The sequence below is a fragment of the Bacteroidota bacterium genome, assembly GCA_020161395.1.
Classification (GTDB): domain Bacteria; phylum Bacteroidota; class Ignavibacteria; order Ignavibacteriales; family Ignavibacteriaceae; genus UTCHB3.
Genome location: JAIUOE010000001.1, coordinates 414462 through 440786, shown reverse-complemented (window position 1 = coordinate 440786; position 26325 = coordinate 414462). Strand labels below are relative to the sequence as shown.

At 43.0% G+C, this 26325-nt stretch carries 22 protein-coding genes; 10 read left to right on the top strand and 12 right to left on the bottom strand.

What is annotated here, in order from left to right:
- Positions 1–17: 17 nt before the first annotated feature.
- Complete coding sequence (locus tag LCH52_01790; protein MCA0387206.1) at positions 18–449, bottom strand: MarR family transcriptional regulator; 432 nt, start codon at positions 447–449, stop codon at positions 18–20.
- A gap of 124 nt (positions 450–573) precedes the next feature.
- Here LCH52_01790 and LCH52_01785 point away from each other — a divergent pair, with 124 nt between their 5' ends.
- A complete protein-coding gene (locus LCH52_01785) occupies positions 574–1350 on the top strand; it encodes a 3'-5' exonuclease (GenBank protein ID MCA0387205.1) in 777 nt (258 codons plus the stop codon).
- An 85-nt stretch (positions 1351–1435) separates the two neighbouring features.
- On the opposite strand, the gene asd is transcribed toward LCH52_01785, so the two are convergent.
- On the bottom strand, positions 1436–2473 hold the full coding sequence (gene asd, locus LCH52_01780; GenBank protein MCA0387204.1) for an aspartate-semialdehyde dehydrogenase: 1038 nt from the start codon (positions 2471–2473) through the stop codon (positions 1436–1438).
- 156 nt (positions 2474–2629) lie between these two features.
- Here asd and LCH52_01775 point away from each other — a divergent pair, with 156 nt between their 5' ends.
- The 3 genes from LCH52_01775 (at position 2630) to LCH52_01765 (ending at position 6095) form a co-directional block, all read left to right on the top strand.
- Positions 2630–3187, top strand: a complete 558-nt coding sequence (locus tag LCH52_01775; GenBank protein MCA0387203.1) for a DUF4365 domain-containing protein — start codon at positions 2630–2632, stop codon at positions 3185–3187.
- 3 nt (positions 3188–3190) lie between these two features.
- Positions 3191–4336, top strand: a complete 1146-nt coding sequence (locus LCH52_01770) for a hypothetical protein (protein ID MCA0387202.1) — start codon at positions 3191–3193, stop codon at positions 4334–4336.
- 91 nt (positions 4337–4427) lie between these two features.
- Complete coding sequence (locus LCH52_01765; GenBank protein ID MCA0387201.1) at positions 4428–6095, top strand: hypothetical protein; 1668 nt, start codon at positions 4428–4430, stop codon at positions 6093–6095.
- Between the two features lie 149 nt (positions 6096–6244).
- Here the strand turns inward: LCH52_01765 and LCH52_01760 are convergent, their stop codons facing one another.
- The 7 genes from LCH52_01760 to dapA form a co-directional block, all read right to left on the bottom strand.
- Positions 6245–7963 carry an ATP-binding protein gene (locus tag LCH52_01760; GenBank protein MCA0387200.1) on the bottom strand — a complete coding sequence of 573 codons (1719 nt, stop codon included), beginning with the start codon at positions 7961–7963 and terminating at the stop codon, positions 6245–6247.
- Between the two features lie 82 nt (positions 7964–8045).
- The gene (locus tag LCH52_01755) at positions 8046–10406 is read right to left on the bottom strand and encodes a T9SS type A sorting domain-containing protein (protein ID MCA0387199.1); all 2361 of its coding nucleotides are present in this window, start codon (positions 10404–10406) and stop codon (positions 8046–8048) included.
- 188 nt (positions 10407–10594) lie between these two features.
- The gene (locus LCH52_01750; protein MCA0387198.1) at positions 10595–11689 is read right to left on the bottom strand and encodes an amidohydrolase; all 1095 of its coding nucleotides are present in this window, start codon (positions 11687–11689) and stop codon (positions 10595–10597) included.
- A gap of 6 nt (positions 11690–11695) precedes the next feature.
- On the bottom strand, positions 11696–12898 hold the full coding sequence (locus LCH52_01745; GenBank protein MCA0387197.1) for an aspartate kinase: 1203 nt from the start codon (positions 12896–12898) through the stop codon (positions 11696–11698).
- A gap of 2 nt (positions 12899–12900) precedes the next feature.
- A complete protein-coding gene (gene dapD, locus LCH52_01740) occupies positions 12901–13599 on the bottom strand; it encodes a 2,3,4,5-tetrahydropyridine-2,6-dicarboxylate N-acetyltransferase (protein ID MCA0387196.1) in 699 nt (232 codons plus the stop codon).
- An 8-nt stretch (positions 13600–13607) separates the two neighbouring features.
- Entirely contained in the window at positions 13608–14258 is a 651-nt protein-coding gene (locus LCH52_01735; GenBank protein ID MCA0387195.1) for a 4-hydroxy-tetrahydrodipicolinate reductase, read from the bottom strand.
- Positions 14259–14260: 2 nt separating this feature from the next.
- The gene (gene dapA / locus LCH52_01730) at positions 14261–15136 is read right to left on the bottom strand and encodes a 4-hydroxy-tetrahydrodipicolinate synthase (protein MCA0387194.1); all 876 of its coding nucleotides are present in this window, start codon (positions 15134–15136) and stop codon (positions 14261–14263) included.
- Between the two features lie 114 nt (positions 15137–15250).
- Here dapA and LCH52_01725 point away from each other — a divergent pair, with 114 nt between their 5' ends.
- The gene (locus tag LCH52_01725; GenBank protein MCA0387193.1) at positions 15251–16420 is read left to right on the top strand and encodes an acetylornithine/succinylornithine family transaminase; all 1170 of its coding nucleotides are present in this window, start codon (positions 15251–15253) and stop codon (positions 16418–16420) included.
- Positions 16421–16484: 64 nt separating this feature from the next.
- On the opposite strand, the gene msrB is transcribed toward LCH52_01725, so the two are convergent.
- Positions 16485–16880, bottom strand: coding sequence for a peptide-methionine (R)-S-oxide reductase MsrB (gene msrB, locus LCH52_01720; GenBank protein MCA0387192.1), 396 nt, complete (start codon positions 16878–16880; stop codon positions 16485–16487).
- A 477-nt stretch (positions 16881–17357) separates the two neighbouring features.
- On the opposite strand from msrB, the gene glnA reads away from it, so the two are divergent.
- Positions 17358–18740 carry a type I glutamate--ammonia ligase gene (glnA, locus tag LCH52_01715; GenBank protein MCA0387191.1) on the top strand — a complete coding sequence of 461 codons (1383 nt, stop codon included), beginning with the start codon at positions 17358–17360 and terminating at the stop codon, positions 18738–18740.
- Positions 18741–18852: 112 nt separating this feature from the next.
- On the opposite strand, the gene LCH52_01710 is transcribed toward glnA, so the two are convergent.
- Positions 18853–20328 (bottom strand): calcineurin-like phosphoesterase family protein, encoded by a 1476-nt coding sequence (locus LCH52_01710; GenBank protein ID MCA0387190.1) that lies wholly within the window; start codon positions 20326–20328, stop codon positions 18853–18855.
- 200 nt (positions 20329–20528) lie between these two features.
- Between LCH52_01710 and ftcD the strand changes: the two genes are divergently transcribed.
- The 4 genes from ftcD to LCH52_01690 are packed head-to-tail and all read left to right on the top strand — an operon-like array spanning position 20529 to position 24801.
- On the top strand, positions 20529–22361 hold the full coding sequence (ftcD, locus tag LCH52_01705; protein ID MCA0387189.1) for a glutamate formimidoyltransferase: 1833 nt from the start codon (positions 20529–20531) through the stop codon (positions 22359–22361).
- Between the two features lie 40 nt (positions 22362–22401).
- Positions 22402–24219, top strand: a complete 1818-nt coding sequence (locus LCH52_01700) for a carbamoyltransferase (protein ID MCA0387188.1) — start codon at positions 22402–22404, stop codon at positions 24217–24219.
- Complete coding sequence (locus LCH52_01695) at positions 24206–24634, top strand: SxtJ family membrane protein (protein MCA0387187.1); 429 nt, start codon at positions 24206–24208, stop codon at positions 24632–24634. The genes LCH52_01700 and LCH52_01695 overlap by 14 nt, the downstream gene beginning before the upstream one ends.
- 8 nt (positions 24635–24642) lie before the next feature.
- Complete coding sequence (locus tag LCH52_01690; protein ID MCA0387186.1) at positions 24643–24801, top strand: DUF5989 family protein; 159 nt, start codon at positions 24643–24645, stop codon at positions 24799–24801.
- Positions 24802–24813: 12 nt separating this feature from the next.
- On the opposite strand, the gene LCH52_01685 is transcribed toward LCH52_01690, so the two are convergent.
- Positions 24814–26301, bottom strand: coding sequence for an SLC13 family permease (locus LCH52_01685; GenBank protein ID MCA0387185.1), 1488 nt, complete (start codon positions 26299–26301; stop codon positions 24814–24816).
- Positions 26302–26325 lie beyond the last annotated feature (24 nt).

The following is a 26325-nucleotide window of genomic DNA, read 5'->3' as shown; positions in this document are numbered from 1 at the left end:
ATATATTTTTAAAAAAATCAGATTTTATCAAGTTTCATGGCAGCATCATAGATCGAGACCGTCAGCAGATTGGCGTGAGTCTCTCCCAATGTGTTTGTGTACCGTTTGTAAAAATTCATCCAGCACTCTTTTACGACGGGTTCCATCTCCCTGCCTGCTTCGGTGGGATAAATTCTTGTGAACTTTCCCTCGGTTTCTCTCGAAACGAGACCTTTTTGTTCCAGTTTCTCTATCAAACGGGTTATTGTTGAAGGATTGAGCATCATGATTTTACTCAAATCCATCGGTTGAATGCCCGGTTGCTCCACAACGGACATAACGAGAAAAGCAAATGAAGTCGTCAACCCTGTACGGGCGAACTCCTCATCAGCCATTTTTGTGACTATCCGCGCCAGTGTATTGGACGAATAGTAAAGGCACTTGCAGAATTTAGAACTTTTTTCTTCCATATACCACAAATATAATATATTATGATTGTATATACAAATAAAAAGCACCCTCTCAACATTATTTTTTCGTGGGGGAGCAAAATCTTTGATATTTTTGCCTGTATGATAATTTGCGAAAGGCAAAATGAGATTAAAATTAAAACGGCCCATTGTGTTTTTCGACCTGGAAACCACGGGTATAGATGTTGAAAAGGACAGAATTGTCGAGATTTCCCTCTTAAAACTGTATCCGGATAACCGGCAGGAAATTAAGACGGTCCTGGTGAATCCCGAGAGAAGCATCCCCGCCGAAGCGAGCAAAATTCATGGAATTTATGATTTGATGGTTGCTAATGAAAAGACATTTCCCGAAATCGCAAATTCACTTCTAAAGATTTTCGAGGGCTGCGACATTTCAGGATACAATCTTTTAAATTACGATCTTCCTCTCATCAGACAGGAATTTAAAAGATGTGGAATCGAATTCCCCGCGGAAGGCACTGTTGCAATCGATCCGTATCTTCTCTATGCAAAGAAGGAACCAAGGAATCCCGGTAACCCCGCCGACACCCGCCGACTGGTCGATGCGTACCGCTTTTACTGTGGCAGGAAAATGACGGGTGCACACTCTGCCGAGGCAGACATCACCGCCACGATGGAGGTGTTTATCGCTCAACTGGAAAAATACACCGACATCGGAGATACCCCCGAAGAGATTGCACAATATCTGGGAGTGGGTAGAAGCAAAAATGCCGACATTTCAGGGAAACTGGTTTATGACGGGAAAGGGGAAGTTGTCTATAATTTTGGGAGACATATCGGTAAACGGGTGAAAGATGAAAGAGCGTACGCCGAGTGGATGATAAAAAATGACTTCCCGGAAGACACCAAAAGAGTGCTGAGAGAAATTCTGAAAAAATAGCCCCGCCCCAAATCAATCTGAAGCGTTTAAAATGAAAAAGTGCCGGAGAAGAACCTTCGGCACTTTTGCTTTTAATGAGTGATGATTATATCAAACCTTTTTTCAACATCAATTCGGCACAAAGTATTGCACCACCGGCAGCACCCCTGACGGTATTGTGGGAAAGAACTGTGAACTTGTAATCGAACAGGTTGCAGTCACGAAGCCTTCCGATCGAGGTTGCCATTCCCTTGTCGATGTTTCTGTGAAGTCTCGGCTGAGGATATTTATCTTCATGGAAATAATGCAACGGCTTTAGGGGTGCAAACGGGAGTTGAAGAGCCTGCGGCTCTGCAGAGAACTCCTCCCAAACTTTCAAAATATCAGCCTTCGAAGCTTTGTTTTTCAATTTAACCTGTACCGATTCAGTGTGCCCGTCAAGGACCGGCACCCTGTTAGTGGATGCACTTATTTTGATGTCAGTATTGGTAATCCCCGACCCGTTAAAAGCTCCGAGAATTTTTAGAGGCTCGGTTTCAAGTTTTTCCTCTTCACCGCTGATAAACGGAATGACATTGTCTGTGGAATCAAGTCCCGAAACTCCGGGATAACCTGCGCCCGAAAGAGCCTGCATCGTGACAACATTCACCGCTTCAAGTCCAAAATTGTCAAAAAGAGGTTTAAGTGCCATCACCATTCCGATTGTGGAGCAGTTGGGATTGGTAACTATTGCACCGCCGTTGTACTTCTGGATCGAAAGTAGCTGGAGGTGATCTGCATTAACCTCCGGAACAAGAAGAGGCACATCGGGATCAAACCGGTGATTCCTCGAGTTGGAAACGACAATATAACCCGCTTTGGCAAAATTCTCTTCAATTTCACCCGCCACGGAAGAATCAAGTCCCGAAAAAACAATCCTGCTCTCAAATGGTGGTTCGCAGTTTTTAACGACAATGTCTCCCACTCCTTTCGGGATCGGGGAAGCCATAAACCAGTTTACTGCATCCTTGTATTTCTTCCCCGCCGAGCGGTCGGAAGCTCCAAGTTCACACAGTTCAAAAAAAGGATGATCCTCAAGAAGTTGAATAAATTTCTGCCCCACACTGCCCGTGGCACCGAGAACTGCTGTTTTGATTTTTGACATGTAATTTCATTTTGTTAGTAAAAAGTGAGATTAATTGTTAAATATTGAAACTGCAAAGATAATGAATGGTTGCCGATGAGAAAATTGAAAAAACTATATTTACAAAAAAGCAGGATTTGAAGAAATTATTAGTAAATTTGTGAAGTTCGAAAAATATTGTACAAAATTAAGTTTAATTTTATGCCTCTCTCAAAAAATAATATAGAATCTGAACTCGGATATGCCTACCTTCATGCTGTTGCCTCGAAAGCAGGGTTAAATTGTTACATTAACAACAGACATAGTGATGACTATGGGACTGATGCAACAGTTGAGTTTTTTGATAAAATCCCCGGCACCTACATTACCGATGTTCCTTTGAGAATTCAACTAAAGTCGACTTATAATTATTCTTTGGATGCCAACTTCAACATAAAATTTCAACTGAATCCTGTAGAGCTTTATGATAAACTAAGAGATTTTAGCGGACACCCCCGCAGAATTCTTGTTGTCCTGTTATTACCTAAAAATTCTGATGACTGGCTCAAATGCACCCCGGAAGATCTTGTCTTGAAAAAAGCAGCCTATTGGGTTTCACTTTACAATGCTCCGGCAACGGATAACAAATCAACGATAACAATAAAAATACCCAAAGAGAATTTGCTTACACCTGAAAATCTAATATCCCTTTGTACTAGAATAGCTAAAAATGATGTACCAAAATATGAGGTCTAATTGATGGCAAAACTGGACTTAAAACCAATTGAAATAAGAGATTACGCATTATCAATTGGTTGGAAACTAATCGATGATGCAATTCAAGACGGATTGTTTGTGTTAAATAGTCCCGATAATGACTATAAGCAGTTGGTCTTTCCGACAGACAATGAAAATTCTGATTTTGTGAGTCAGGCAACATTGGTACTCGACAAATTGTGCAGTTTTACCAAAAAAACCCAATTCCGGGTGATAAATGAGATCAGAACCCTTAATGATGATCTGATCAGTTTAAGATATTATTCCAACGACAACCGAATAAATTCGATTTCTTTTCAAGATGCTGTTGATTCAATCGAAGCAGCAAAGCAGATGCTATTGGCTGCAGGAAGTTCAATAATCAATCCGGCATTATTTCACCCAAGATTATATAGAAATGAAGCCAATGAACTGTTGAAAAAGGCGAGGTTTCGCCATACAGAGGAAGGCAGTTTTATCCTTAACATTTCCTATCCCTTGAGTTCAGATGAAATCACTAGTGAAAATCGTATTGGAGAAGAAGAAACAAAGCCATTCGGAAGAAGTGTTTTTGAATTGATTAACTCAACATCCTACTCACTAACAAATGCTATAGCATCCAACAAACTCGATGAACTCCTGGAAAAACAGCAAAAATCGAACTCACCTGAACTTTCATACAATCTTTGTGACGCTCTTTCCAGTTTTTTCCCTTCAGTAATGGAAATCCCTTTTGAAATGCGATTCAGGTATAGCCCTAATTTTAATAAAAGATTGAAGAATATTCAATCAACTTTTCTTCCTGCGTCGGTAAAATTCCACTATGAGTACAAGGCAAAAATTGACGAATTCAAACGCCACTTGTATCCTGAAAAAACTCCTTCGGCCGATACATTTATTGGAACCGTAGAGAGTTTGAATGGAAACGAGGGGAAAGACGGCAGACGGGAGGGAGAGGTAACGCTTGCTTTGTTAGTTGACTCCGAAATAGTAAATGCAAAAGTTATTTTGAATGCGGATGAGTATGAAATTGCGTACAAAGCTCATGGAAAAAAATCGGGTTACATCAAAGTAGATGGTGTCCTTTCTCCCGGAAAGAGACAGAACACAGTAAAGGAAATTACGAATTTTAAATTGGTAACTGACTAATGTCATTGTAAAAACAAATTATTACTGTCTGAGGTCCTGTAAAACCCCTTGGAAATATCCTTAAACCAAATTATTGGATGGAGGAAAACAAATGTATTTCGATGAAATAGAGAAAGCAAGATATGCCGAACTTTTAAAGAGTGAATTAGGAAAGGAACTTTTTCCCAATGGGCACCGGGTTGCGGGCTATTATCACGGCGCAGAAACACGGCATCGGATAGACTCAAAATACTCAGTGGAAAGTATTGAAGCAAGTATAAGAGCAGATGTTATCGATTTTCTTTCAAGGAATGATCAGCATTACCCCAAGGGTAAATACAAAAGAAAATTGGTTGTAGATAATAACCTCTGCAGGTCTGAAATAGCTTGCTTAAATTTTTGGTTTGCCTTTAACAATCATCCTGAGAAACTTAAACAATTACTGAACTCTATAGGATATGATGTTAGAGAGGTGATGAGTCTGAATATCTATGGAAAAAGCATCACCAAGCATAAACCGATTTACATAGGGTTTGAATGGGGTGGTGAAAAGGATTATTTACGATCCCATCCTATCTATTACAACGATAAACCCCAACCACACACTGCCTATGCAGATTTCTACTTTCGGTTTAAAAGAAACGATGGCAAAATTCAAACCGTAATAGGTGAGTGGAAATATGTCGAGTCCACAGGATTCTTTGGAAGAATAATGAAACCCGAAATACAGGAAAAGATCGAAAAATATCTTCGATTTTTTTCAATCCTTAACCTTCCCGAAAATATTGATCCTTATGAACTTGCATTTGAGCCATTCAGGCAGATAACAAAACTTCAAATCCTTGCTTCAGAAATGGAAAAAGCGAAAGAGCAAAAAGCTGATGTTGTCTCTTTGCTTATGGTAACGCCCAGGGCAAATCAAAGTATCAACAAAGATATTATATCTCAACAGCTTAAATCTCTCGGGGATTCAGTATTTGATATCTGGGGAAAGATAGCTCCAGATGATCGTTTTAAGGGTTGCTATCTTGAGGACTTGTTTAATTTGGCCGTTAAAAATGAGAGTTATCCTGGCAAAGATTGGTTAGACTACCTGATAAACCGATATAATTTGGCTCCTTCAAAGTTGCCGTCTGTTCAAAAGGCAACAGCGAAAGTAGAAGAAATTTTACTTGAGAAAGGTAAGGTTGAAGAGTTGGTTTCCGTTCCTTCCCAACACTTTGCGGTTGTTGATGATCCCATTGAAATTGAACTTTTACAAACTGACTTAAGAGATAAATTCCTTGAAAACTCGGATGAAGCGGATCAAGTCGGTAAGTTGCCGATTAATCAGTGGTCAGTTTGTCAACTCGATGTCACCGATGGAGAAGAGGTTTGGTATTTGTACAATTTGCATACGGATATGCCCGGTACGCGTAAGGATAGATATTGGAATATTCTTGGTACCGGTGAATATAAACACTGGAGTTTAGCCGAGGTGGAATTAAACATTCCATTAAAAAGTGATCTGAGTATGCAAGCTGCATTTGTCAAAGATGAAAATGGGAAAAGATACCTTGTTCATCGTGGCGGTTTCAGAGGAAGAAAAAAAATGATGAAGCGAAGATTTTTCATGGATAGATTTAATGGCAACAAAATCTCGGCTGGCGAAGGAAGAAAACTCCAGGAATTTGCTGTTATTGCATCTTTGGATGACAATGGAGAAAAATTCATTCAGGATGTGGCTGGCTTTTTAAAGGAAGTTAACAGAATCAAGGCGGAATTCAATAATTTGAGTTAACCGATTTAGTCTTCTCTTATATCCGAAATTCAGTTAATTAGTTTAAGCCTGTTTTGGCTTTCAGAACAGGCATGTTTTTCCACCTTAAGACAAGAGTCCTGATGTAATGGAGGAGTTTATTGGAGCTTAAAGTATTGAGTTGTTACTTATCACCCCACCTCAACAATCTCCAACTCAGTTTTTCCAATAAAGATTAACAACCATGTCTTAAGATTTGAGAGGTCAACACCCGGGAGGGAATTACGGTATTCCAAAACTTGTATTTTGCCATTTTTCGAAATGCTCATGATATCTTTTTGTTGAGACGATTTTACATATTTCAGTTCAATCAGATGATCCCAGTTTCCGGGATTGTTGCGGGTCCTTTTGAGATAAAGATCGACATAACCTGTGGAAGTCTCCAATTCACTGGAAACGAAATATGCGTTGTTACCGGCAAGAAGAGAGAGAAAAATCATTTTTATATGTTTTTCACTAAAGTTCTGCAAATCGCGAAATGAAGCGGAGGAGATTACTTTTTGAGCGAACTCAACCAGGCGTTGAATGTTGCCGTTTACAGACATTTCTTTTAAAGCAGTTCCAATCTCACCGGAGTCAAATGGCAGTTCGCTTGATGAAGTTCTGACATCTCTGAAAAATTCCCAGTACAACTGCTTTACGACATAGTTCGGAATCCTGAAAGTAATCAATCCTGCAAAATGGTCCTCAATGGTTAAAAGTCCGTTATAAAATAACAGCGATACAGCATCAGCTTTTGAGAACTCCTTTTCGAAATTGTATTGGAGTGTCAGACTCTCGGAAATCTTACCGGAAACGAGAACTTCTTCCACGATTTCATCTCTGACCTTTTTAGAAAGGGGGGAAAGGATGGCGGCTATTTTCTTAAAGTCGGAAGTTACATTTTGATCTGTCATTTCATCGGGATATCTGAATTCCTTTGCAAATGCCGAGAGAAAAGTAATAACCAACTGCGGATTATACAATTTTTCCGGAGCTCTGAGTGAGAACCTGCTCCCGTTATACCAGTCACGCATATCAGCGATCAGTGATTCAGAATTGAAAGCACCTTCTCTGTAAATTGTCGAAAAAACCATTTCCCTGATTTCTCTTTCGGTAAACCCGGAAAGTTCATTAAACTCTTCCGCTAATGAGATGTTTTTGGCTATATTAAATCCACTGGTCATGCTGTCCAAAGTTACCGGAGTTACACCGGTGGCAAAGAATCTGTTAATAAGACCCGTACCCATAAACTGCTTGATTACCTCATAAAACTTTCGAACCCAGCCGTTTCCCGAAACAATATCCTTGAAATATTCCCGGTTAAAAGAGAAAAGTTCGTTGGCAAAATGGTCATATTCATCAATCAGTAGATAAATTTTGTTGCCCTTTAATCTGTTTTGCACCTCGGACAGGAAATTCCCGATTCTGACTGCGGGAGATTCACTCCGGTTGATTTCCTCCATTTCCTCTTTTGTGAGAAAGTTATAATGAGAATTAAAATCGTTGAACCCGATCTTTACTTTCGCATTAAATGACTCTCTGACAAGTGCATTGTCTCCCGTATCAATTCCTGAAAAATCAAATTTCAGGATGAGGAATCCGTTTCTAAGAGGAGTTACATTCTCCGGTTTACCTACAAACAGGTTGCCGAAAAGTCTTTCAAAATCTTCTTTGTATTGTAAACCATAATAGTGATCCAGTAAGGACAGGAAGAGAGATTTCCCAAACCGTCGTGGTCTGAGAAAAAATATCGCGGGAGAATTTTGTTTTTCGAGAAGAGGAATGAACATTGTCTTGTCAACATACCAGGCATTCCGCTCAATAAGCGAAGGAAAATGAGATGTAAGCAACGGGAGACTCTTGTTCATCGGCTGTTCTGAATTTTTAATTAATGGACAGTTAATATAAATAAATTAGTCCGTAACAGGATATCGAGGTTCACTCCCCGTCTCATCGCAAAAGCATCATCTTCCCCCGTTTTACATTTCCGTTGAATCGTAGTTCATAGAAATAGACACCGCTCGCGTGTGAGGTGCCGTTTGCGGGGAAAGTGTAAACATGCTCACCGGCAGGGAGGTAACCTGTGAAAAGTTCGTCAACTTCTCTTCCACGGGCGTCGAAAACTTTGAGTGAGGTGTTGCCATCTTCTGGAAGGCGGAATCGTATCTGTGTCTTGCTGTCATGGTCTTCACCCCCAACACTGAATGGATTCGGATAGTTCTGGTCGAGTTCGAGAGTATAGGGTGTAAAACCAACGGCCACCTGATTGCTGAACGAAAACTCACCTGAAAAATCGACCTGTTTCAGTCGGTAGTAGTTTGAGTCCCCCTTTTGAGGCTTAAGTTCGTCCATGAAAAAGTAGCTTGAGCGTTCAAGCGATGTTCCCTTACCAGGAATGAAAGCGATATCGCTCCAAATTCCGCTGTTTCGTCGTTGTAAATAGAATCCATGGTTGTTTGTTTCCGAAGCCGTCTCCCAAGTGAGGATTATACCCTGAGACACCACTTCAGCATTAAAGGAGGTCAGTTCCACAGGAAGACCGCCATTATGCATCCGGTACATTTTCCCATTTGCATCTACCATAAGCCCGAAACCCCGGGTGTTCACTTTTACCGTAGCCATTGTTAGTTCGGCCGGAAAGTGTACTGTTCGCTGCCAGGTTCTTCCTTCATCATTTGTTTGATAGGTTTCACCTGAATTAACTTGCATCAGCCAAAGGTTTTTGTGGCAATAAAAAGCCCGATAAGTATTTTTAAAGTCAACCGGAGTCCAAATGACACCTCCGTCCTTAGAAAAGTACATTTTACTTTGCGTCGAGGACGCCCACAATCTGAGCCCGTTTCTGTATATAAACAGAATTTTGTCTCCAGTGACATAGCTTAGCCTTTTCTTGCTCCATGTAACTCCCTTGTCGGAGGATTCAAAAAATGAACCATCATTCGAAGCTATATAGAAAAACGAATCTGCAGCGAAGAAAAAATTTACAACAGCAGAATCGGGTATGGGGCGGTTTGTCCAGGTAAGCCCGCTATTTTCTGAGAAGTGTAGCATTTGCTTGTTTTTTAGAGCAAAAAGGGTGTTTCCGTACTTGTAAAGAGGCTGATCGAACACCGGAAACAGATTGGAGATGTCTGTGATCAATCCTGTTAATGAACTGTAGCGAAGAACCGTACCGCTTGTTGAGTAAGCGAGAAGTGTAGTGTCGCTCTCCCTGTCAAGTCGGGTAATTGTTGCAGGGAGCGAGTCATGAATCCGGTTCCAGGTCATGCCATAGTTGCCCGACCTGTAAAGTGCCCCTTCGACCGTAAAGGCATAAGCGGAATTGTCCGGAAGCACCTCTATCCCTCTGATTCCAAAAGTGTTTAATTCCGAGCCAATTTCCCAATTTTCGCCAGCATTTGATGTGGTGTAAATCAGATAGTCGGGGGTCATTGCTATTCCATTTTCGTCTTTGGTGACACCAATCTTTATAACTTTTAATCCTGGGCAAAGTATCCAGGTGCGCATGCCATCTGTCGTGCGGTACAAATCGTTTGAAGAGGATCTGGCGATACCCTTTAAGACGGAGTTCATTTGGAATTCAGCAAGAGGAACAGAAAGAGCAATCGAATCCCAGGTTAGTCCTCTGTCGGAGGAGATGTAGAGCATTTGTTGAGAATTTCTTGTTGTTGTGAAGGCGATATTATTTGTAGCGTATGTTTCCATCAAAGTGATATCGGCGTTGATATTAACGGATTCGAAAAAACTCAGTCCGTCATCGTTACTTTTATAAACCCTGCCGGCGGAAGTGGCAGCAAAAAGTTCTCCTGTGTCTTTGAATGCTTCAATCTTCTTGATCGTCTCAGTTCCAACAAGCTGGAGATTGCATTTGGTCAACCAGTTCGCAGCACCAGTTTTGCGGTAAATGCTTTTTTCTAGTGATACAAAGAAGATATTTTGCCTGCTGCCTTCTATGTCAGAAACAGCCTCACTTACAGACATACCTTGAATAAAACGCCAGTAGCCTGCCAAATTATCGGAAAACCAGTAACCGGAAATATTTGATTCAACCCCCATCATATGTCCACCTGCGGAGACGGCAAAACTGAAGGGTCGTGCTCCGGCAGGAAGTGCCTCGAAGGTCCAGGTCTTGCCTTGATCGAAAGATTTAAAGAAAACATTCGTACCACCAGAGAGAAACGCAATTCTGCTGTCAGTGTACATACCCCCGTTAAAAAAAGGAAAACCGGAAAGTTTCACATTGAGAGGAAGCCATTGCGCAATGGCAAAAGAGTTAAGTAAAAGAATTGTAAGAAGTATGAGTTTTTTCATTTTTCCATCGGATAATAATATTATACCACAAAAATAGATAATGTTTTGGAAAAATAAAAGAACCCTGAGAAATCGAAAGTAAAATTAGCCTCAGTCTCTGTTTCTGCAAATCACTAGATTAAGATTTGACGGCTTGTTGAATATTAAGTTTATAGGTCAACTGAAGAGTCATACATTTCAATATCCCCTCACTCCCCCTCCAAAATCCTCCAAAAAGCTTTAAAGCCGTCTTCTATTGTTTCGTCGGGGGGAAAGAATTTTGGGGTATGGAGTCCGTGTCTTTCGCCGGTGGAGGTACCGAGCCAAAACATGAAGGAGGGGTATTTTTTCGAGATGAAGCCAAAGTCTTCACCTGTCATTTTGCTGCCACAGTCGATGACGATGAAATCTTTAGAGAGAACCGGAGTGTATTTATGGTATAAGGCTTTGTCAACAACCACTTCAAGATAGGGATCACCATGGATGACTTCGGTTTTTACTCCCGTTTCTTTTTCAACCTCTTTCGAGAGGGTTTTGAGTTGGTCGATGAACCACCAGGAATCGTCAATATTCAAAGCTCTTATGGTACATTCCGCTACTGCATGTGCCGGGATGATGTTGCGTGCGGTACCGGACTGAATTTTTCCGTATCCGAAGAGCATGGTATCTTTTTTTGGTTCAATCAGTTTTTTTGCACGGGAGAGATAAGCCATGAGCCCGTCGAAAGCGTGAATCCCGTTTTCAGGGAAGGCGACATGCGCCTGCCTGCCGTGGAACTCAAGAACAATTTCATTTGCCGAGGCGAAGAGTACACCCGGAGTTGAAGCGATGGTACCTCTGTCATAATCGTCGGTTACATGCAGGGCAAAGGCTTTTGAAATGTTGAATTGATCGAAAACACCCGATTCAAGCATTTTAAGTGCTCCGCCACCCCCCTCTTCGGCAGGTTGAAAAAGGAAAAGGATATTGCGGTCACCCTTCTTTTTCACCACTTCAAGCAAAAAACGGTAGAGGATTGAGGTGTGCACATCGTGTCCGCAGGCGTGCATCAGATTGTTCGTCGATGCAAAAGGGAGTCCCGTCTCCTCAACTATGGGCAGGGCATCAATATCGGCACGGAAGAGGAGGTAGTCACCATTGTTCACGGTGTATTCCACCACAAGTCCTGTTTCAAGGGGGCGATGGATCACGATTCCGGGGATTTCCGAGATATTTTCAACCAGGGTTTTAGTGGTCTCAAACTCCTGATACATAAGTTCGGGGAGGCTGTGGAGTTTGTGCCTTAGTTCGACGGGTTTTAGCATGATGTATTATAAATTGAATGCATTAACGATATTGTTTACTGCTTCCTCTTTGAATTGCTTGTCGATCAGACAGGAAATTTTTATCTCGGAAGTGGTAACAAGTTTCACGGGAATGTTTTTTAAGGCGCGGAAAAATGTAGCAGCTACACCTCCCTCTGACTTCATGCCGATTCCCACTACAGAGAGTTTCAAATAGTCTGAATGATACTCAACCACATGAGTATCGATACCTGAGAGAGAGCGGGTGATGGCAGCGTCGAGGTCTTTTATTTTCTCCGAAATGACGGTGAAGGAAACGACGAGTTCGTCTCCCGTGTTGATCATCGAAATCATATCGACATTCAATCCCTCGGCAGCAACCCTTTCGAAAAGGCTTTGCACGATTGAGTAGTCAACAGGGAGTTTTTTTATAATTACCTGGGTTTCGTTTTCGGTCACACTGCAGCCGGTGACAACGGGTTCTTCAATCAAAATATCTTCGTTCACGACATAACTTCCTTCCTCGTCTGAAAAAGTTGAACCACAATAGAGGTTAATATTGAATTTTTTGGCGATTTCCACTGAGCGGCTGTGAAGAACTTTTGCACCGAGCGAAGCCATTTCGAGCATCTCGTCATAGGAGACCTGCTTAAGTTTTTTGGCATTCGGGTGCAGCTTCGGGTCGGTTGTGTAGATTCCTGCCACATCGCTGTAAATTTCACAATCGACTCCAAGAGCAGAGGCGAGGGCAACGGCTGAAGTGTCTGACCCCCCTCTTCCCAGGGTCGTAATCTCCCAATCCTCAGTAACTCCCTGAAAACCTGTAACCACAAGAACATCATATTCCTTTAACTGTTCTTTCAGGTAATCTGTATCGAAGTGGAGGATTTTTGCCTGAGTGTGGCTTTTGGTGGTCTTTATCCCAGCTTGAAAAGCATTGAGGGATTTGCTCTTCACTCCAAGATCTTTAAGAGCCATGGAGACCAAAGAGACTGAAACCTGTTCCCCGGTGCTAAGCAGCATGTCATACTCTCTCGGATCGGGATCGGGTGACACTTCTTTTGCGAGTTTAATCAAACCATCGGTGCTTTTTCCCATTGCCGAGACAACAATAATCAACTTAAATCCGGCATCCACCCGTTTTGCTATCCGGGCGGCAACACCCAGAATTTTTTGTGCATCAGCAACGGAGCTTCCTCCAAATTTCTGAACGACAAGTGTGGTACCCATCTCTACAGACTCCTAAGAGAATCCATTATTATGGTTTTCGACTTTGTCTTTTCGTCAACTTTTTTGATTACCCGAGCCGGAACTCCCGCCACAACCGTGTAAGGCTCCACATCGGAGACAACAATTGCACCTGCGGCAACCACTGCGCCCTCGCCAATCTTTATTCCTTCAAGCACGACAGCATTTGCACCGATAACCACCTTGTCGCCAACCACTACAGGTTCCGCATTCGGGGGCTCGATCACACCTGCAAGAACAGTACCGGCACCAATGTGACAGTCTTTTCCCACTATTGCCCGACCGCCTACCACCACATTCATGTCGATCATTGTCCGGTCACCAATAACAGCACCTATATTGATCACGGCTCCCATCATAATGACGCAATTGTTGCCGATATCAACCTTGTCCCGGATAATGGCACCCGGTTCTATTCTCGAATTCACTTTGGTAAGGTCGAGAAGTGGTACTGCCGAGTGTCTTCTGTCGTTTTCAATCCGGTAGTGTGAAAATTTCTCCTTGTGGGTTTCGAGCAGGGCAACAAGTTCGGAGTGCTCGCAGAAGAGCACTCCCCATTTGTGATCGCCGTAAAACTCCAGGTCCGAGAAGTCAATTCCCGCGAGATTACCCGCAAGATAAGCCTTCACCGGCGTTTTTTTTGTGGCTTTTGCTATAAAATCGATTATTTCGTAAGAGTCCATGTTATCCGTTACTTGTCATGAAATACAACATCTGTAAATGAATAGAGTCCGGTGGTTTTGCTCATCACAAACTCTGCCGCAAGGAGCACTCCTTCGGCAAAAGTTCTTCTGTTAGTCGCAGAATGGGAGATGGAAATCACTTCGCCAAGACCCGCAAAATAGATTGTGTGGTCTCCCGGAACATTTCCGAGACGAAGAGAAGAAACCGGCACATCTTTCCCGACAACCTCTTTTAGCATTATTGCAGTTCCCGATGGCTTGTCTTTTTTGAACCGGTGGTGGGTTTCGGATATCTCCACATCCCAGCCTTTAAGGTTTTCGTTCAGAATTGCAGTTGCTTTCAGGAGTATCTGGACTCCTTTTGAATAGTTGTAGCTCTGTACGATCGGCAGCTCCTTGGAAAACTCTTTCAAGGCATCGAGTTGAAGTTGACTTAACCCGGTGGTACCCGAGACGAGAGGACACTTAAATTTGGTCATGTGATGGAGCACTGTGTCAAAAACCTCGGGTTGCGAGAAATCGATAAGCACCTCGGGGTCATCATCATGTCGTACACCTTCAAGATCGAGAGTAAAAACGCATTTGTGTCCCGATTCGGAAAAAACGCTTTGCAGCTCCCTGCCCATTTTGCCGGAAGCGCCAAACAGTCCGTATTTCATTTTTAAGCTTTCAGTTTGTTAATAGCCAATCTGATCAGTTCACAGCTTCTATCAGAAACAGGAGCGAGAGGCATGCGAAGTGTGTTTTTGCAGAGTCCCAGAATAGAACAGGCCGCTTTAACGGGAGAGGGACTGGTTTCGATGAACAGGAGGTTCATCATATCGAGATATTTGTTGTGAATTTTTAACGCATCCCCGTTTCTTCCTTCGAGCATGGCAGTGGTCAGGTCACTCATTTCCCTCGGGAAAACATTGGAAAAGACGGAGATAACACCCTTGCCGCCAAGAGCCATAATCGGGAGTGTCTGGTCGTCATTTCCCGAGAGGACGGTGAGGGTTTCGGGAGCCGCAGCGAGAAGTTTTGCTATTTGTGAAATGTTGCCGGATGCTTCTTTTATCGCCACAACATTTTTGCAGTCACTGTGTATCCTGAGCATCGTATCGGGAAGCATGTTCATGGCAGTACGGGACGGCACATTATACAAAATTATCGGGAGTTCGGTCTTTTCAGCGATATATTTGTAATGTTCATAAACGCTTGCCTGTGTTCCTTTGTTGTAGTAAGGATTCACGATAAGGAGTCCGTCTGCTCCGAGTTTTTCAGCTACTGTGTTGTTTTTTACAACATGGGAGGTGCTGTTTGTGCCGGTTCCGACAATTACTTTCGCCTTCCCGTTGTTCGCTTCCACAACAGTAGCGATAATTTTTTCCCGTTCATCTTCCTCGATTACGGGTGCTTCTCCGGTGGTTCCGAGGACGATGAGCATTTCGACACCATTGTCGATCTGGAAACGGATAAAGTTTTTTAAAGAATTGTAGTCCACACCACCATCTTCAAGAAACGGTGTTATTATGGCAGTTCCTGTTCCTTTGAACATTCGTTGCTGTCCTTTAGAAATTATTAAAACCTAATAATAAATATAATGAATTATTAAGTTTGGCAGGAAAAGGCAAAATCAGCAATTTTGAAATTAAAAAAGAGGATTTTTTGCATGAATTTAGCTGAATCGTATTTTCTGAATACATACAACCGACTGCAGATCGATATTGATCATGGCAGCGGGTCATACCTTATTACAAAAGACGGAGAGAAGTATCTCGATCTGTTCGGCGGTCTCGCTGTAAATGCTCTCGGATATGCTCACCCCGGAGTAGTTGAGGCAGTTTCCAAACAAATCGGAAGATTTGGGCATTTGTCAAACATGTTCCTGACGGATGTGCAGATTGAAATGGCGTCACTCCTGATAAAATACTCCGGAATGGAGAAACTCTTTTTCACCAACAGCGGAACCGAAACTGTGGAAGCGGCAATTAAGCTGATCCGTGCCGCAAAAGGGAGTGAAAAAATGATTTATTCTCTCTCTGGCGGATTTCACGGCAGGACATACGGCGGACTTTCACTTACCCACAAGGAGAAATACCAAAAAGGATTTGGACCGCTTCTCCCCAAAACGGGAATGATCAGGTACAATGATATCGATGATCTGGTTGAGAAAGTTGATGAAAACACTGCCGCTGTTTTTCTTGAATTCATTCAGGGAGAGGGAGGAATATACTCTGTTACGGGTGAATTTGTCGCAAAACTTGAAGAATTAAGAAAAAAATTCGGATTTCTCGTCATTTCTGACTGTATCCAGTGCGGCATCGGAAGAACCGGCAAGCCATTCTCCCACGAACATTTTAATTTCATCCCCGATATGATACTCACGGCAAAAGCGATTGGAGGCGGACTCCCGCTCGGTGCCCTGCTCGTAAGCAAGGAATACTCCGAAATTCTTACACCGGGAAGACACGGAACCACATTTGGCGGTAATCCTGTAAGTTGTGCCGCAGGAATTGTAGTGATGAAGGAAGTCTTCGAGAAAGGACTGATGGAAAATGCCAAAGAAAAGGGAGAATACCTGATCCAAAAACTGAAAGAGCTTCAAAATCAATTTCCTGAAAAAATAAAGGAGGTGCGGGGCAAGGGACTAATGACCGGTGTGGAACTGACATTTCCCGGAGCGGGAATAGTTCAGGAGATGCTGAAACGAAAATTTTTAGTGAACTGTACCAACGACCGGGTTATCCGGCTTCTCCCTCCATTGATTATTGAAAAAGAGGAGCTTGATCAGTTCTTTTCTGCATTCACTGAAGTAATTGCCATGGCAAAACTTCCCTGACTTCTTTAAAATGAAACAGACCCGGGATGGAATATTCCGGGTCTGCATGTTTTAAATTCATCTATTACTGTTTTTCGAACTTCAGAGCTGCCGAGTTGATGCAATATCTCAATCCCGTCGGTTTGGGTCCGTCATTAAAGACATGTCCAAGGTGGGCACCACATTTGTCGCAGGTCACTTCAGTTCTCACCATTCCATAGGAGCGGTCGGTATGTTCCGCTATGATATTGCTGTCTTTAGGGGCATAGAAACTGGGCCAGCCGCAATGGGCATCAAATTTTGTATCTGAAGCAAAAAGAACGGTTCCGCATCCCGCACATTTATAAACTCCCGCAGCTTTATGATCCCAGTATTCACCTGTGAAGGGTCTTTCTGTCCCTTTCTGCCTCATAACGAAGAACTGTTCCTCCGTCAGCAGGCTTTTCCATTCCTCTTCGGTTTTCACAACTTTGTCTTTCACATTTTTTCCTTTTTTATCATTTACGGTCGAATCCTGAATGCTCCTCTTTGTGCTTTCCATCTGCTCCAACTGGCTGTGTTTGTTGATAGCCACGGCTGCAGCAACAGCTACAAAAAGAATAAGTATTCCGATAAATAAAATGTGTTTAAGCATTCATGCCTCAATTAACAAAGGAAGATATCACGGCGTTCAAAAATTTAAATTAATCAGTAAAATTACTGAATTAATTCGGTTCAATTTAACAATTCAATACGACAATAACAGCTAAAAAAAGCTGCCCTGAAAAAATTATTCCAAAACCTTAATAATTTAAGATTATAAGGCGAACATGCTTATATATTTTATAAATTTAGGCAGGAAGAGATGAGAAATAGTGTTATTCGGTAACAAACCTTAATAAATAAGGCTGAACCGGTTTTTATCTGAATAAAAAATGTTATAATTTTGCATACCGGATCATACAAATTAGAGCAAAAAATGATTAATAATTTATTAAACCACTGCAATCGTCTCATTGAAGAGAATGCCATTGAAGTGATAGACCTTAAAAGCATAGATCTTACCGGAAGACTTCACCATATCTCTCTCCCTGTAAGAAGTGGAATACTCGAAAAACTGCTCGCCGAGGGTGTCGGGTTTGATGCATCGAGTTACGGGTTTTCAAAAGTGGAAAACAGCGACATGGTTCAGATCCCGGATCTGTCCACTGCCGTTGTCGATCTGTTCAGGGATGCCCCAACTCTCAGTTTCTATTCAACTGTTCACCTCACTGATGAAAACAGAACTCCGTTCCCACAGGACGGAAGACACATGGCAAAGCGAGTGGAAGCCCTACTGAAGGAGTATACAGGAGCCGACAAGTCGATGTGGGGACCTGAATTCGAATTCTACATCTTCTCAAAAGTGAAATACGATACAAGAACTGCCTCATCATACTATGAAATTGAACATGAAGAGGAATTTCATCGCAATGCATATCACGCAGCAAATCCGTTTGATGTGTATGATGATTTCAGGGACAAGGCATGCAGCCTTCTCAAACAGGTGGGTGTTGATGTAAAATACCACCACCATGAAGTTGGTGAAAGAGGACAGCAGGAAATCGAAACTTATTTCAGCGATCTGCTTGCAACCGCTGACAATATCGTCACTTCAAAATATGTTCTTTTGAATTTTGCAAGACAGCAGAATCTGTTCATTACCTTCATGCCAAAACCGATGTACCAGCAGGCGGGTAACGGTATGCACCTCCATCTTTATCTCACGAAAAACGGTAAAAACGCTTTTTATGAAAAGGGGAGATATGGTAATATCAACGATCTTGGAAGATATTTCATGGGCGGAATCCTGAAACACGGACCGGCTCTTTCTGCTTTCACAAATCCTTCGACCAACTCATATAAAAGACTCGTACCCGGGTTTGAAGCTCCCGTGGTGCTCACTTATGGTCAGGGAAACAGGGCGTCTGCCATCAGAATTCCAAAATATATTAACAATCCCGATGAAACCCGTTTCGAATACCGTCCGCCTGATGCGACTGCAAATCCATACCTCTGTTTAAGCGCAATCATTCTTGCAGGAATTGATGGAGTGGTCAACAAAATCGATCCTGAAGCCGAAGGATTTGGTCCTTCTGAAAAGCTTGATTTCAGCGACAGAAGCAAGGACAGGCTCCACTTCCTCCCCAGAAACCTTGATGAGGCACTCGATGCTCTCGAGGTGGACAACGAATTCCTCAAAAGAGGTGGTGTTTTCACTGATCAGTTGATTGCACAATGGATGAAAATCAAACACGAGGAGATATCTGCAATAGGCACTATGCCTCATCCGTTTGAATTCAAAATGTATTTCAACCTGTAGCCTTTACCATCCGCCGGTATATCCGCGGAGATCAATAGAGGCAGGATCCAAAGTTTCTCCTCGAAACATTTAGACGGGTCCTGCCTTTTTTTATTTCTGCGCCTTATGATCCTTACAGGGTAATCTTATCTCTGAATTTTTCTCCCCATCTGTTTACATACTCCACTTCAACAACCTTTGCATCCGGTGATGGCTTGGCATAAAAGAGATGATCAGTGGTTGCGGGCTCCACCCAAGTGTGTTTCTTTGGTTTTTTGTCACCTTCGAAAAGAAGTACCGTTTCGGGATCGGAGCCGCGTCTTTTCTCCATTTCACCCATGGTGGTTCCGTCCTGATACCAGTTGACCCTGCAATATTTGTCCCATGACCAGACATTAGCCATGACCTCAAGAGGTTTCCCGTCTTTCCCGGTGATTTTGTGGAGAGATATCTGGTGACCGATTGGCTTCCCTGTCGATTTATACTTCCATCTGATCTCAGTTCCATCAACTTCATAAATGCCATATCCCTTGGGAGTACCGTCAAAACATGTGGGAGCAGTCCACCAGGCACCACAAACAGCACCACAAACATGAATCTCTATTCCTTCCTCTTCGATATACTCGCTTTCATGCATGTGTCCCGTAAGTACGAATGATTTATAAGGTTTCAAGAGGTTGTAAAGCATTTTTCTGTTGGTTATTACCACACTGTTATTCGGTTTTGCGTATTTGTATCTTATATGTTCCGTGTTATATGGAGGGATGTGACAGAAGACTACAACCGTTCTTCCTTTTGGAACAAGAGCAAGATCCTGCTCCATCCAGTCGAGCTGCTTTTGGTCGAGATAACCGATGTAATCTCCGAACCAGAAGATGTCATCAAGCACTATATAGTGAATTTCACCTTTGTTGAAGGAATAGTACCTGGGTCCAAAAAACTCGTTGAAAGTGGCAACCGAAAGTTCGTCCGTTCCGGCACCATGATCGGTATCGTGGTTTCCGAGTACCTGAAAAAAAGGAATCCCGGTTTTTTTGATCGCCTTTTCGTACTCGGGGAAGAGTTTCAGGTCGTTGAAGACGATATCGCCGCATGCGACACCGAAAAGGCTGGTTCTCCCTTTTGCCATTTCGATTAAATCAGGAATTGTCTCGGCGTTGAAGAGCCCGATATCCTCCATGTCCAACGGCTGGGGATCCGCGAGAAGGAAAAATGAATGTCTGGTGTCGTTCCCGGTGGTTTTCAGATCAAAATTTATCTCCTGCTCGGCTTTATCTGTGATTTTTTCGTAAAACCTTGCCGTACCCGTTGGATTTGTGTTTACAGCGTAACCCGCGGGATTCGAGATAAAGAGGAATTTTTCATCTTTTCCGGCAGACAGTTCGAAATATCCATCTGTCGAGGTGGTAACAACCGAAACTCCATCGGAAACAGCAACTCCTTTTAATGGCTTGGTGCCCGATGTAACCCTCCCGGAAATTTTTCGAAGACCCTTTTCTTGAGTTTTAGGAGGATCTATGAAGTTTTGAAGCGGGGATGCGACGGATTCTGCCACAAAGAGGGCAGATATCCCGAGTGAATTTTTGATGAAGTTTCTTCTGTCAGTCATTTTTTTCTCGTCGGAATTTTTGGAAAATCAAACCTGAATCTAATCACTTCGGGAAAAACCGCATCGTAAATTAATTATCAAATCTCACAAATGAAGGACAGATTTCAAGAGATTCCTTAAAGGAAACCGTTCCTGACTCAAGATACCCTGCAATTCGTTAAATTTAAAAATTGCTTTTTTTTGAATTTGAGGATACTTACATGGAAGACAGAATAATCGAATGCGTACCAAACTTTTCTGAAGGACAAAATCCTGAAACTATAAAACAAATCACCGGTGTCATAGAGGCAGTGGAAGGTGTAAAACTTTTGAATGTCGATCCCGGTTTTGAGATGAACAGAACTGTGGTTACTTTTATCGGGAACCCCGAAGCTGTTGCCGAAGCAGCATTTCGGTCGATTAAAAAGGCGTCCGAGCTGATAGACATGTCGAAACACAAAGGTTCTCATCCAAGAATGGGTGCCACCGATGTATGCCCTTTCATTCCTGTCAGCGGTATCACTACAGAGGAAGCAATCGAACTTTCTCACCGGGTAGCTGAGCGGGTCGGGAAAGAACTCGGAATCCCTGTCTACATGTACGAACTTTCACAGAACGATCCTAAAAGGAAAAACCTTGCAATTATCCGTCAGGGTGAATACGAAGCCCTCGAAGAAAAAATGAAAAAACCGGAATGGAAGCCCGACCATGGACCTGTTGAATTTAATGCCAAAGCAGGTGCGACCGTGATGGGTGTAAGGGAGTTTCTGATCGCTTACAACATCAACCTGAACACCCGGGAAGTAAAAGCGGCTACTGATATCGCATTCGAACTGAGAGAGAAGGGAAGATCTGCAAGAACAGGTGGAAGCGGAGTTTTTTATTATAAACGACCGACTATTTTGAAGTATCGCGAGGGGAGCTATCCTTCGGGACTGGATGACTTCACCGGCAAAACCATTGAAGAAACAGCCGCATATTGCAATGAAAAATATGGTTTTGACCTTTTTGAACTGCTCGAACTGAATGGAGTTAATACACAAAAACCGGAAGGGGAATCGGTCAAGATTCCCGGTAAATTCAAAAATTGCAAAGCAATCGGCTGGATGGTACCCGAGTATGACAGAGCACAGATTTCAATCAACCTGACGGACTACAAAACCACACCGATGCATCTCGTTTATGAAGAGGCAAAGAAACTCGCAGAAGCCCGCGGTATAACTGTTACAGGTAGTGAAATTGTCGGGATGGTTCCGTTTAGGGCGCTTTATGAAAGCGGGATTTTCTACCTCAGGAGACAGGAGAGACCAACTGGTATTCCGGTGATGGATGTCCTCAAAACTGCAGCACAATCTCTTGGACTGAATGATGTGTCACCGTTCAAAATTGAAGAGCGGGTACTTGGTCTCCCAAAAATTGATGAAAAAGCACTCTCCTCTCTCACTGTAGCCGGATTTGCAGATGAAGTTTCGAGAGAATCTCCCGCACCCGGTGGAGGTTCGGTTGCCGCAATGGCAGGAGCAATCGGCGCCTCCCTTGCTTCAATGGTGGTAAACCTTACTGCTTACAAAAAAGGGGCAGGAGATATCGATATTATGCTGAATGAACTTTCTGTCAAGGCAATTGAAATCAAAGACAAACTGATAAAAAACATAGATGACGACTCTAATGCATTCAATGAATATATGGAAGCAATGAGGCTTCCTCAAAACACTCCTGAAGAGAAAAATACCCGCTTTGCTGCAATGCAAGCTGGATTGAAAAAAGCAGTTCAGGTTCCTTTGACTACTGCAAAACTGAGCTATGAAGCGATAAAAATCTGCGAAGTAGTGAAACAGCATGGAAATCCCAACTCAATCACCGATGTCACCGTCGGTGCACGCATGGCACTGACCGGCGTTCAGGGCGGAGTCTTGAATGTCCTGATTAACCTCAAAGATATCAAAGACCAGGATTATATAACAGCCATGAAAACCGAATGTAAAGCCCTCACATCGGATGCAACCTCATTAGCAGACAAAATATTGAGCGATGTGATTGACCGGTTGTCATGAGCAATCCGTGTAACCATGAACTTTTATGAAGACAAAAAATATGTACATACTTGGAATATCGGCTTTTTACCATGACTCAGCGGCTGCTTTAATCAAAGACGGCGAGATAATAACCGCTGCGCAGGAAGAGCGGTTTACAAGGAAGAAACACGATCACAATTTCCCTTCCAATGCGGTGAAATACTGCCTGAGGGAAGCGGGGATTGATATTTCGAAGATTGATGCAATCGCCTTTTATGATAAACCGTTTTTGAAGTTCAACCGCCTGCTCGAAACATATTTGAGCTATCCCGGGAGGGGATTGAAATCGTTCATGATGGCTATTCCTTTGTGGATCAAGCAAAAACTTTGGATTCCCGACATAATCGAAAAAGAGACCGGATTCACAGGCAAAATTCTCTATCCCGAGCACCATGAATCACACGCAGCGAGTGCATTTTTCCCTTCAAAATTTGATGAGGCAGCATTTCTTACTATTGACGGTGTGGGTGAGTATGCAACTGCTTCATATGGAGTTGGCAAGGGAAATTCTGTTAAAATACTTGGCGAGATCAATTTCCCCCACTCCCTCGGACTTCTCTATTCGGCATTCACATACCATACAGGATTCAAAGTGAATTCGGGTGAGTACAAGGTGATGGGTCTTGCTCCTTATGGCACACCCAAGTATGTCGAAAACATCTACAAATACCTGATTGACCTGAAGGAAGACGGTTCATTCAAAATGAACATGGACTATTTCGACTACAATACGGGTCTGAAAATGACCAACGACAGGTTTTCTGAATTATTCGGCGGACCAGCCCGTGAGCCCGAAACAAATCTTACACAAAGAGAGATGGATCTTGCCCGTTCGGTTCAGGAAGTGACGGAAGAGATTGTTTTGAGGATGGCTCGTCATATCAGAAAAGAGACGGGGAAGAAGAATCTCTGCCTTGCGGGGGGTGTTGCACTAAACTGTGTGGCGAATGGTATTCTTCTCAGTGAAAAGATATTCGATAATCTATGGATTCAACCCGCTGCCGGTGATGCAGGTGGTGCCCTCGGTGCAGCACTGATTGCCCATTACCACCACTTCGGAAATGCAGCCCCTAAAAAAGGGGAGAGAGACCTTCAGAAGGGGTCTTCACTCGGACCTGCTTACAAAAACGAGCAGATCGAAGAGTTCCTGAAAAAATACAATCTTCCTGCAACAAAACTGAATGATGACGAACTGCTGGACAAAGCAACCGATCTAATGAAAGACGGAAAAATTCTCGGCTGGTTCCATGGAAGAATGGAATATGGTCCCCGTGCACTTGGCAACCGTTCCATAATTGGAGATGCACGAAATCCAGAGATGCAGAAAAAAATGAATCTGAAAATCAAATACAGGGAAAGTTTTCGACCGTTTGCACCTTCAGTGATGTATGACAAGGTTCATGAATGGTTCGATCTCGACTGTGAAAGTCCTTACATGCTTCTGGTTGCTGATGTGGTGAAGGAAAAGCAAAGAAAAATGACAGAAGAAGAGTCGAAACTGTGGGGTATTGATCTTCTCAATATTTTACGGTCGGATATCCCTGCCGTCACTCATGTGGATTATTCCGCAAGAATTCAGACCGTTCATCCCGATGACAACAAAAGATATTATGACCTGATCAATTCGTTTTATGGAAAAACAGGCTGTCCGGTTATTGTAAACACAAGTTTCAATGTGCGCGGGGAACCGATTGTCGAATCTCCACTCGATGCATATAAATGTTTTATGCGTACAGAAATAGATGTACTTGTACTCGAAAACTTTATTCTATATAAAGAAAATCAACCGGCTTTTCACGATGATATAAAATGGCAGGAAGTATATGAGCTTGATTAAAGAGATAAAAAAAGAAGTAAATGAACTGGACTTATCCCCTCGTGCCCTGAGAAAGGGGAGTGCCACACTTGGGATTACGCTGGTGCTGGCGGGTGTTCTGCTTCAGTCTTTTACCTCATACCAGACAACGGGTATCCTTGTAGCTGCTTTCGGAGCATTTCTCACACTGGTAGCTTTCACAGCTCCTTCGAAAACAGTGGATATCTACAAAGTGTGGATGACATTCGCATTCACCCTCGGGTGGTTTGTTTCAAAAATAATCTTCACAATAATTTTCTATCTTGTGGTTGCTCCGGTGGGAGTTGTTGCAAAACTTTTCGGGAAGGAATTCCTCGATCTTGATTTCAGGAAAAAGAAGGAATCCTACTGGATCAAAAAACAAAATCACACAATCGATTACGAAAAAATGCATTAGGAATTTAAATGAGCAAAATCAAAATAATTTCCCAGTACCTCTCCTTCCTGAAGGAAAACAAAAAGTGGTGGCTGATGCCAATCGCCATCATTGTAATATTTATCGGTCTTCTCCTCGTTTTCGCCAAAGGCAGCCCGCTAGCGCCTTTCATCTATACTCTGTTCTGAGGTTCCGAGGTTCTACCCAACTACCAGGTAGATTAACGCCGTAATCACCACCGCTCCGAAAATGTTGATTATAAATCCGGTCTTCGCCATATCGGCTATTTGGAGGCGACGGGAGCCGAAGACTATTGCATTTGGGGGAGTGGCAACAGGCATCATGAATGCCATGGAGGCGGAGATCGTTGCCGGAAGCATAAGAAGCAGGGGATCTATATGCCACTCTATCGCGAAGGCAGCGAGGATTGGCAGAAAAATTTGAGCTGTGGCGGTATTGGATGTAAGTTCGGTGAGGAATGTTACAATCAAAGAAATTGCAAATATTATCACGATTACAGGCATTCCGGAGGCAAAATCGAAACTTTTACCTATTTGTTCTGAAAGTCCGCTTTTTACAAAACCCTCCGCAAGAGCAAACCCGCCACCAAAAAGAAGGATTACATCCCACGGAATATCACGAATTATCCAGGCGTCTATTATTGCTCCCTTCTCTTCGGCTTCCTTTTTTGATGGCAGAATAAAAAGAAGAAGCGCGGCAAAGATTGAGACTGTGCCGTCATCGATAAAACCGGCTGACGGGAAAAGATTCGACCATCCCGGTACGGTTACAAATCCTGCCTTGATGTCTTCCCTGAAAATCCAAAGCAGCGCTGTTGACGCGAACAGGGTAAGGATTGTCTTCTCTTCATACTTCATTTTCCCCAGGTCCGCATACTCTTTTTTCATAACTGTGCGATCGATTTCGAACTTGTCATCACTTTTGAACATCACTTTTGTAAGCAGCCACCAGACAAAAACAGTTAAAATGATCGCAAGAGGGAAGAACCAGAGGATCCACTGTCCAAATCCCACGGTGGGATTGTCGGGAAATGTCTGAGTATAAATTCTTTGAAAAACAAGATTCGGTGGTGTGCCAATGTAAGTCCCGATTCCCCCAATGGATGCTGCATAAGCGATGGAGAGCATCAGCGATTTGGAAAAATTGGAAGTGGCACCAATTCCATGCTCCTCCTCCATTTTGGAGACTATTGCCATACCGATCGGAAGGAGCATCACAGCAGTGGCGGTGTTCGAGATCCACATCGATAAGAAACCGCCTGCGATCATGAATGAGAGAACTATTGTGGAAGGGCTTTTCCCGAAACGGGAGACCAGTCCCAGAGCAATTCTTTTGTGCAGGTTCCACTTCTCCATTGCAAGGGCAATGATGAATCCACCCAGAAAGAGGAAGATTGTCGAGTTGGTATATGCCGCTGCCGCATCCTTTCCACTGATTACACCTGAAAGAGGGAAAAGTACAAGGGGGACGAGTGAAGTGACTGCCAGAGGAACTGCTTCTGTTACCCACCATATCGACATAAGAATAGCAATACCTGCACAGAATCTGGCGTTGTGCGGCAATCCTGAAAAAAGAACAAACAATAAAAAAGCGATGATGCCGAGGAAGAGGCCAGCTCTCTTGAATTTGTAGTTGCCGAGGAATTTGGAAACATTATCGGTCGACATAATTATTCTTTCTGAAGTGGTTGC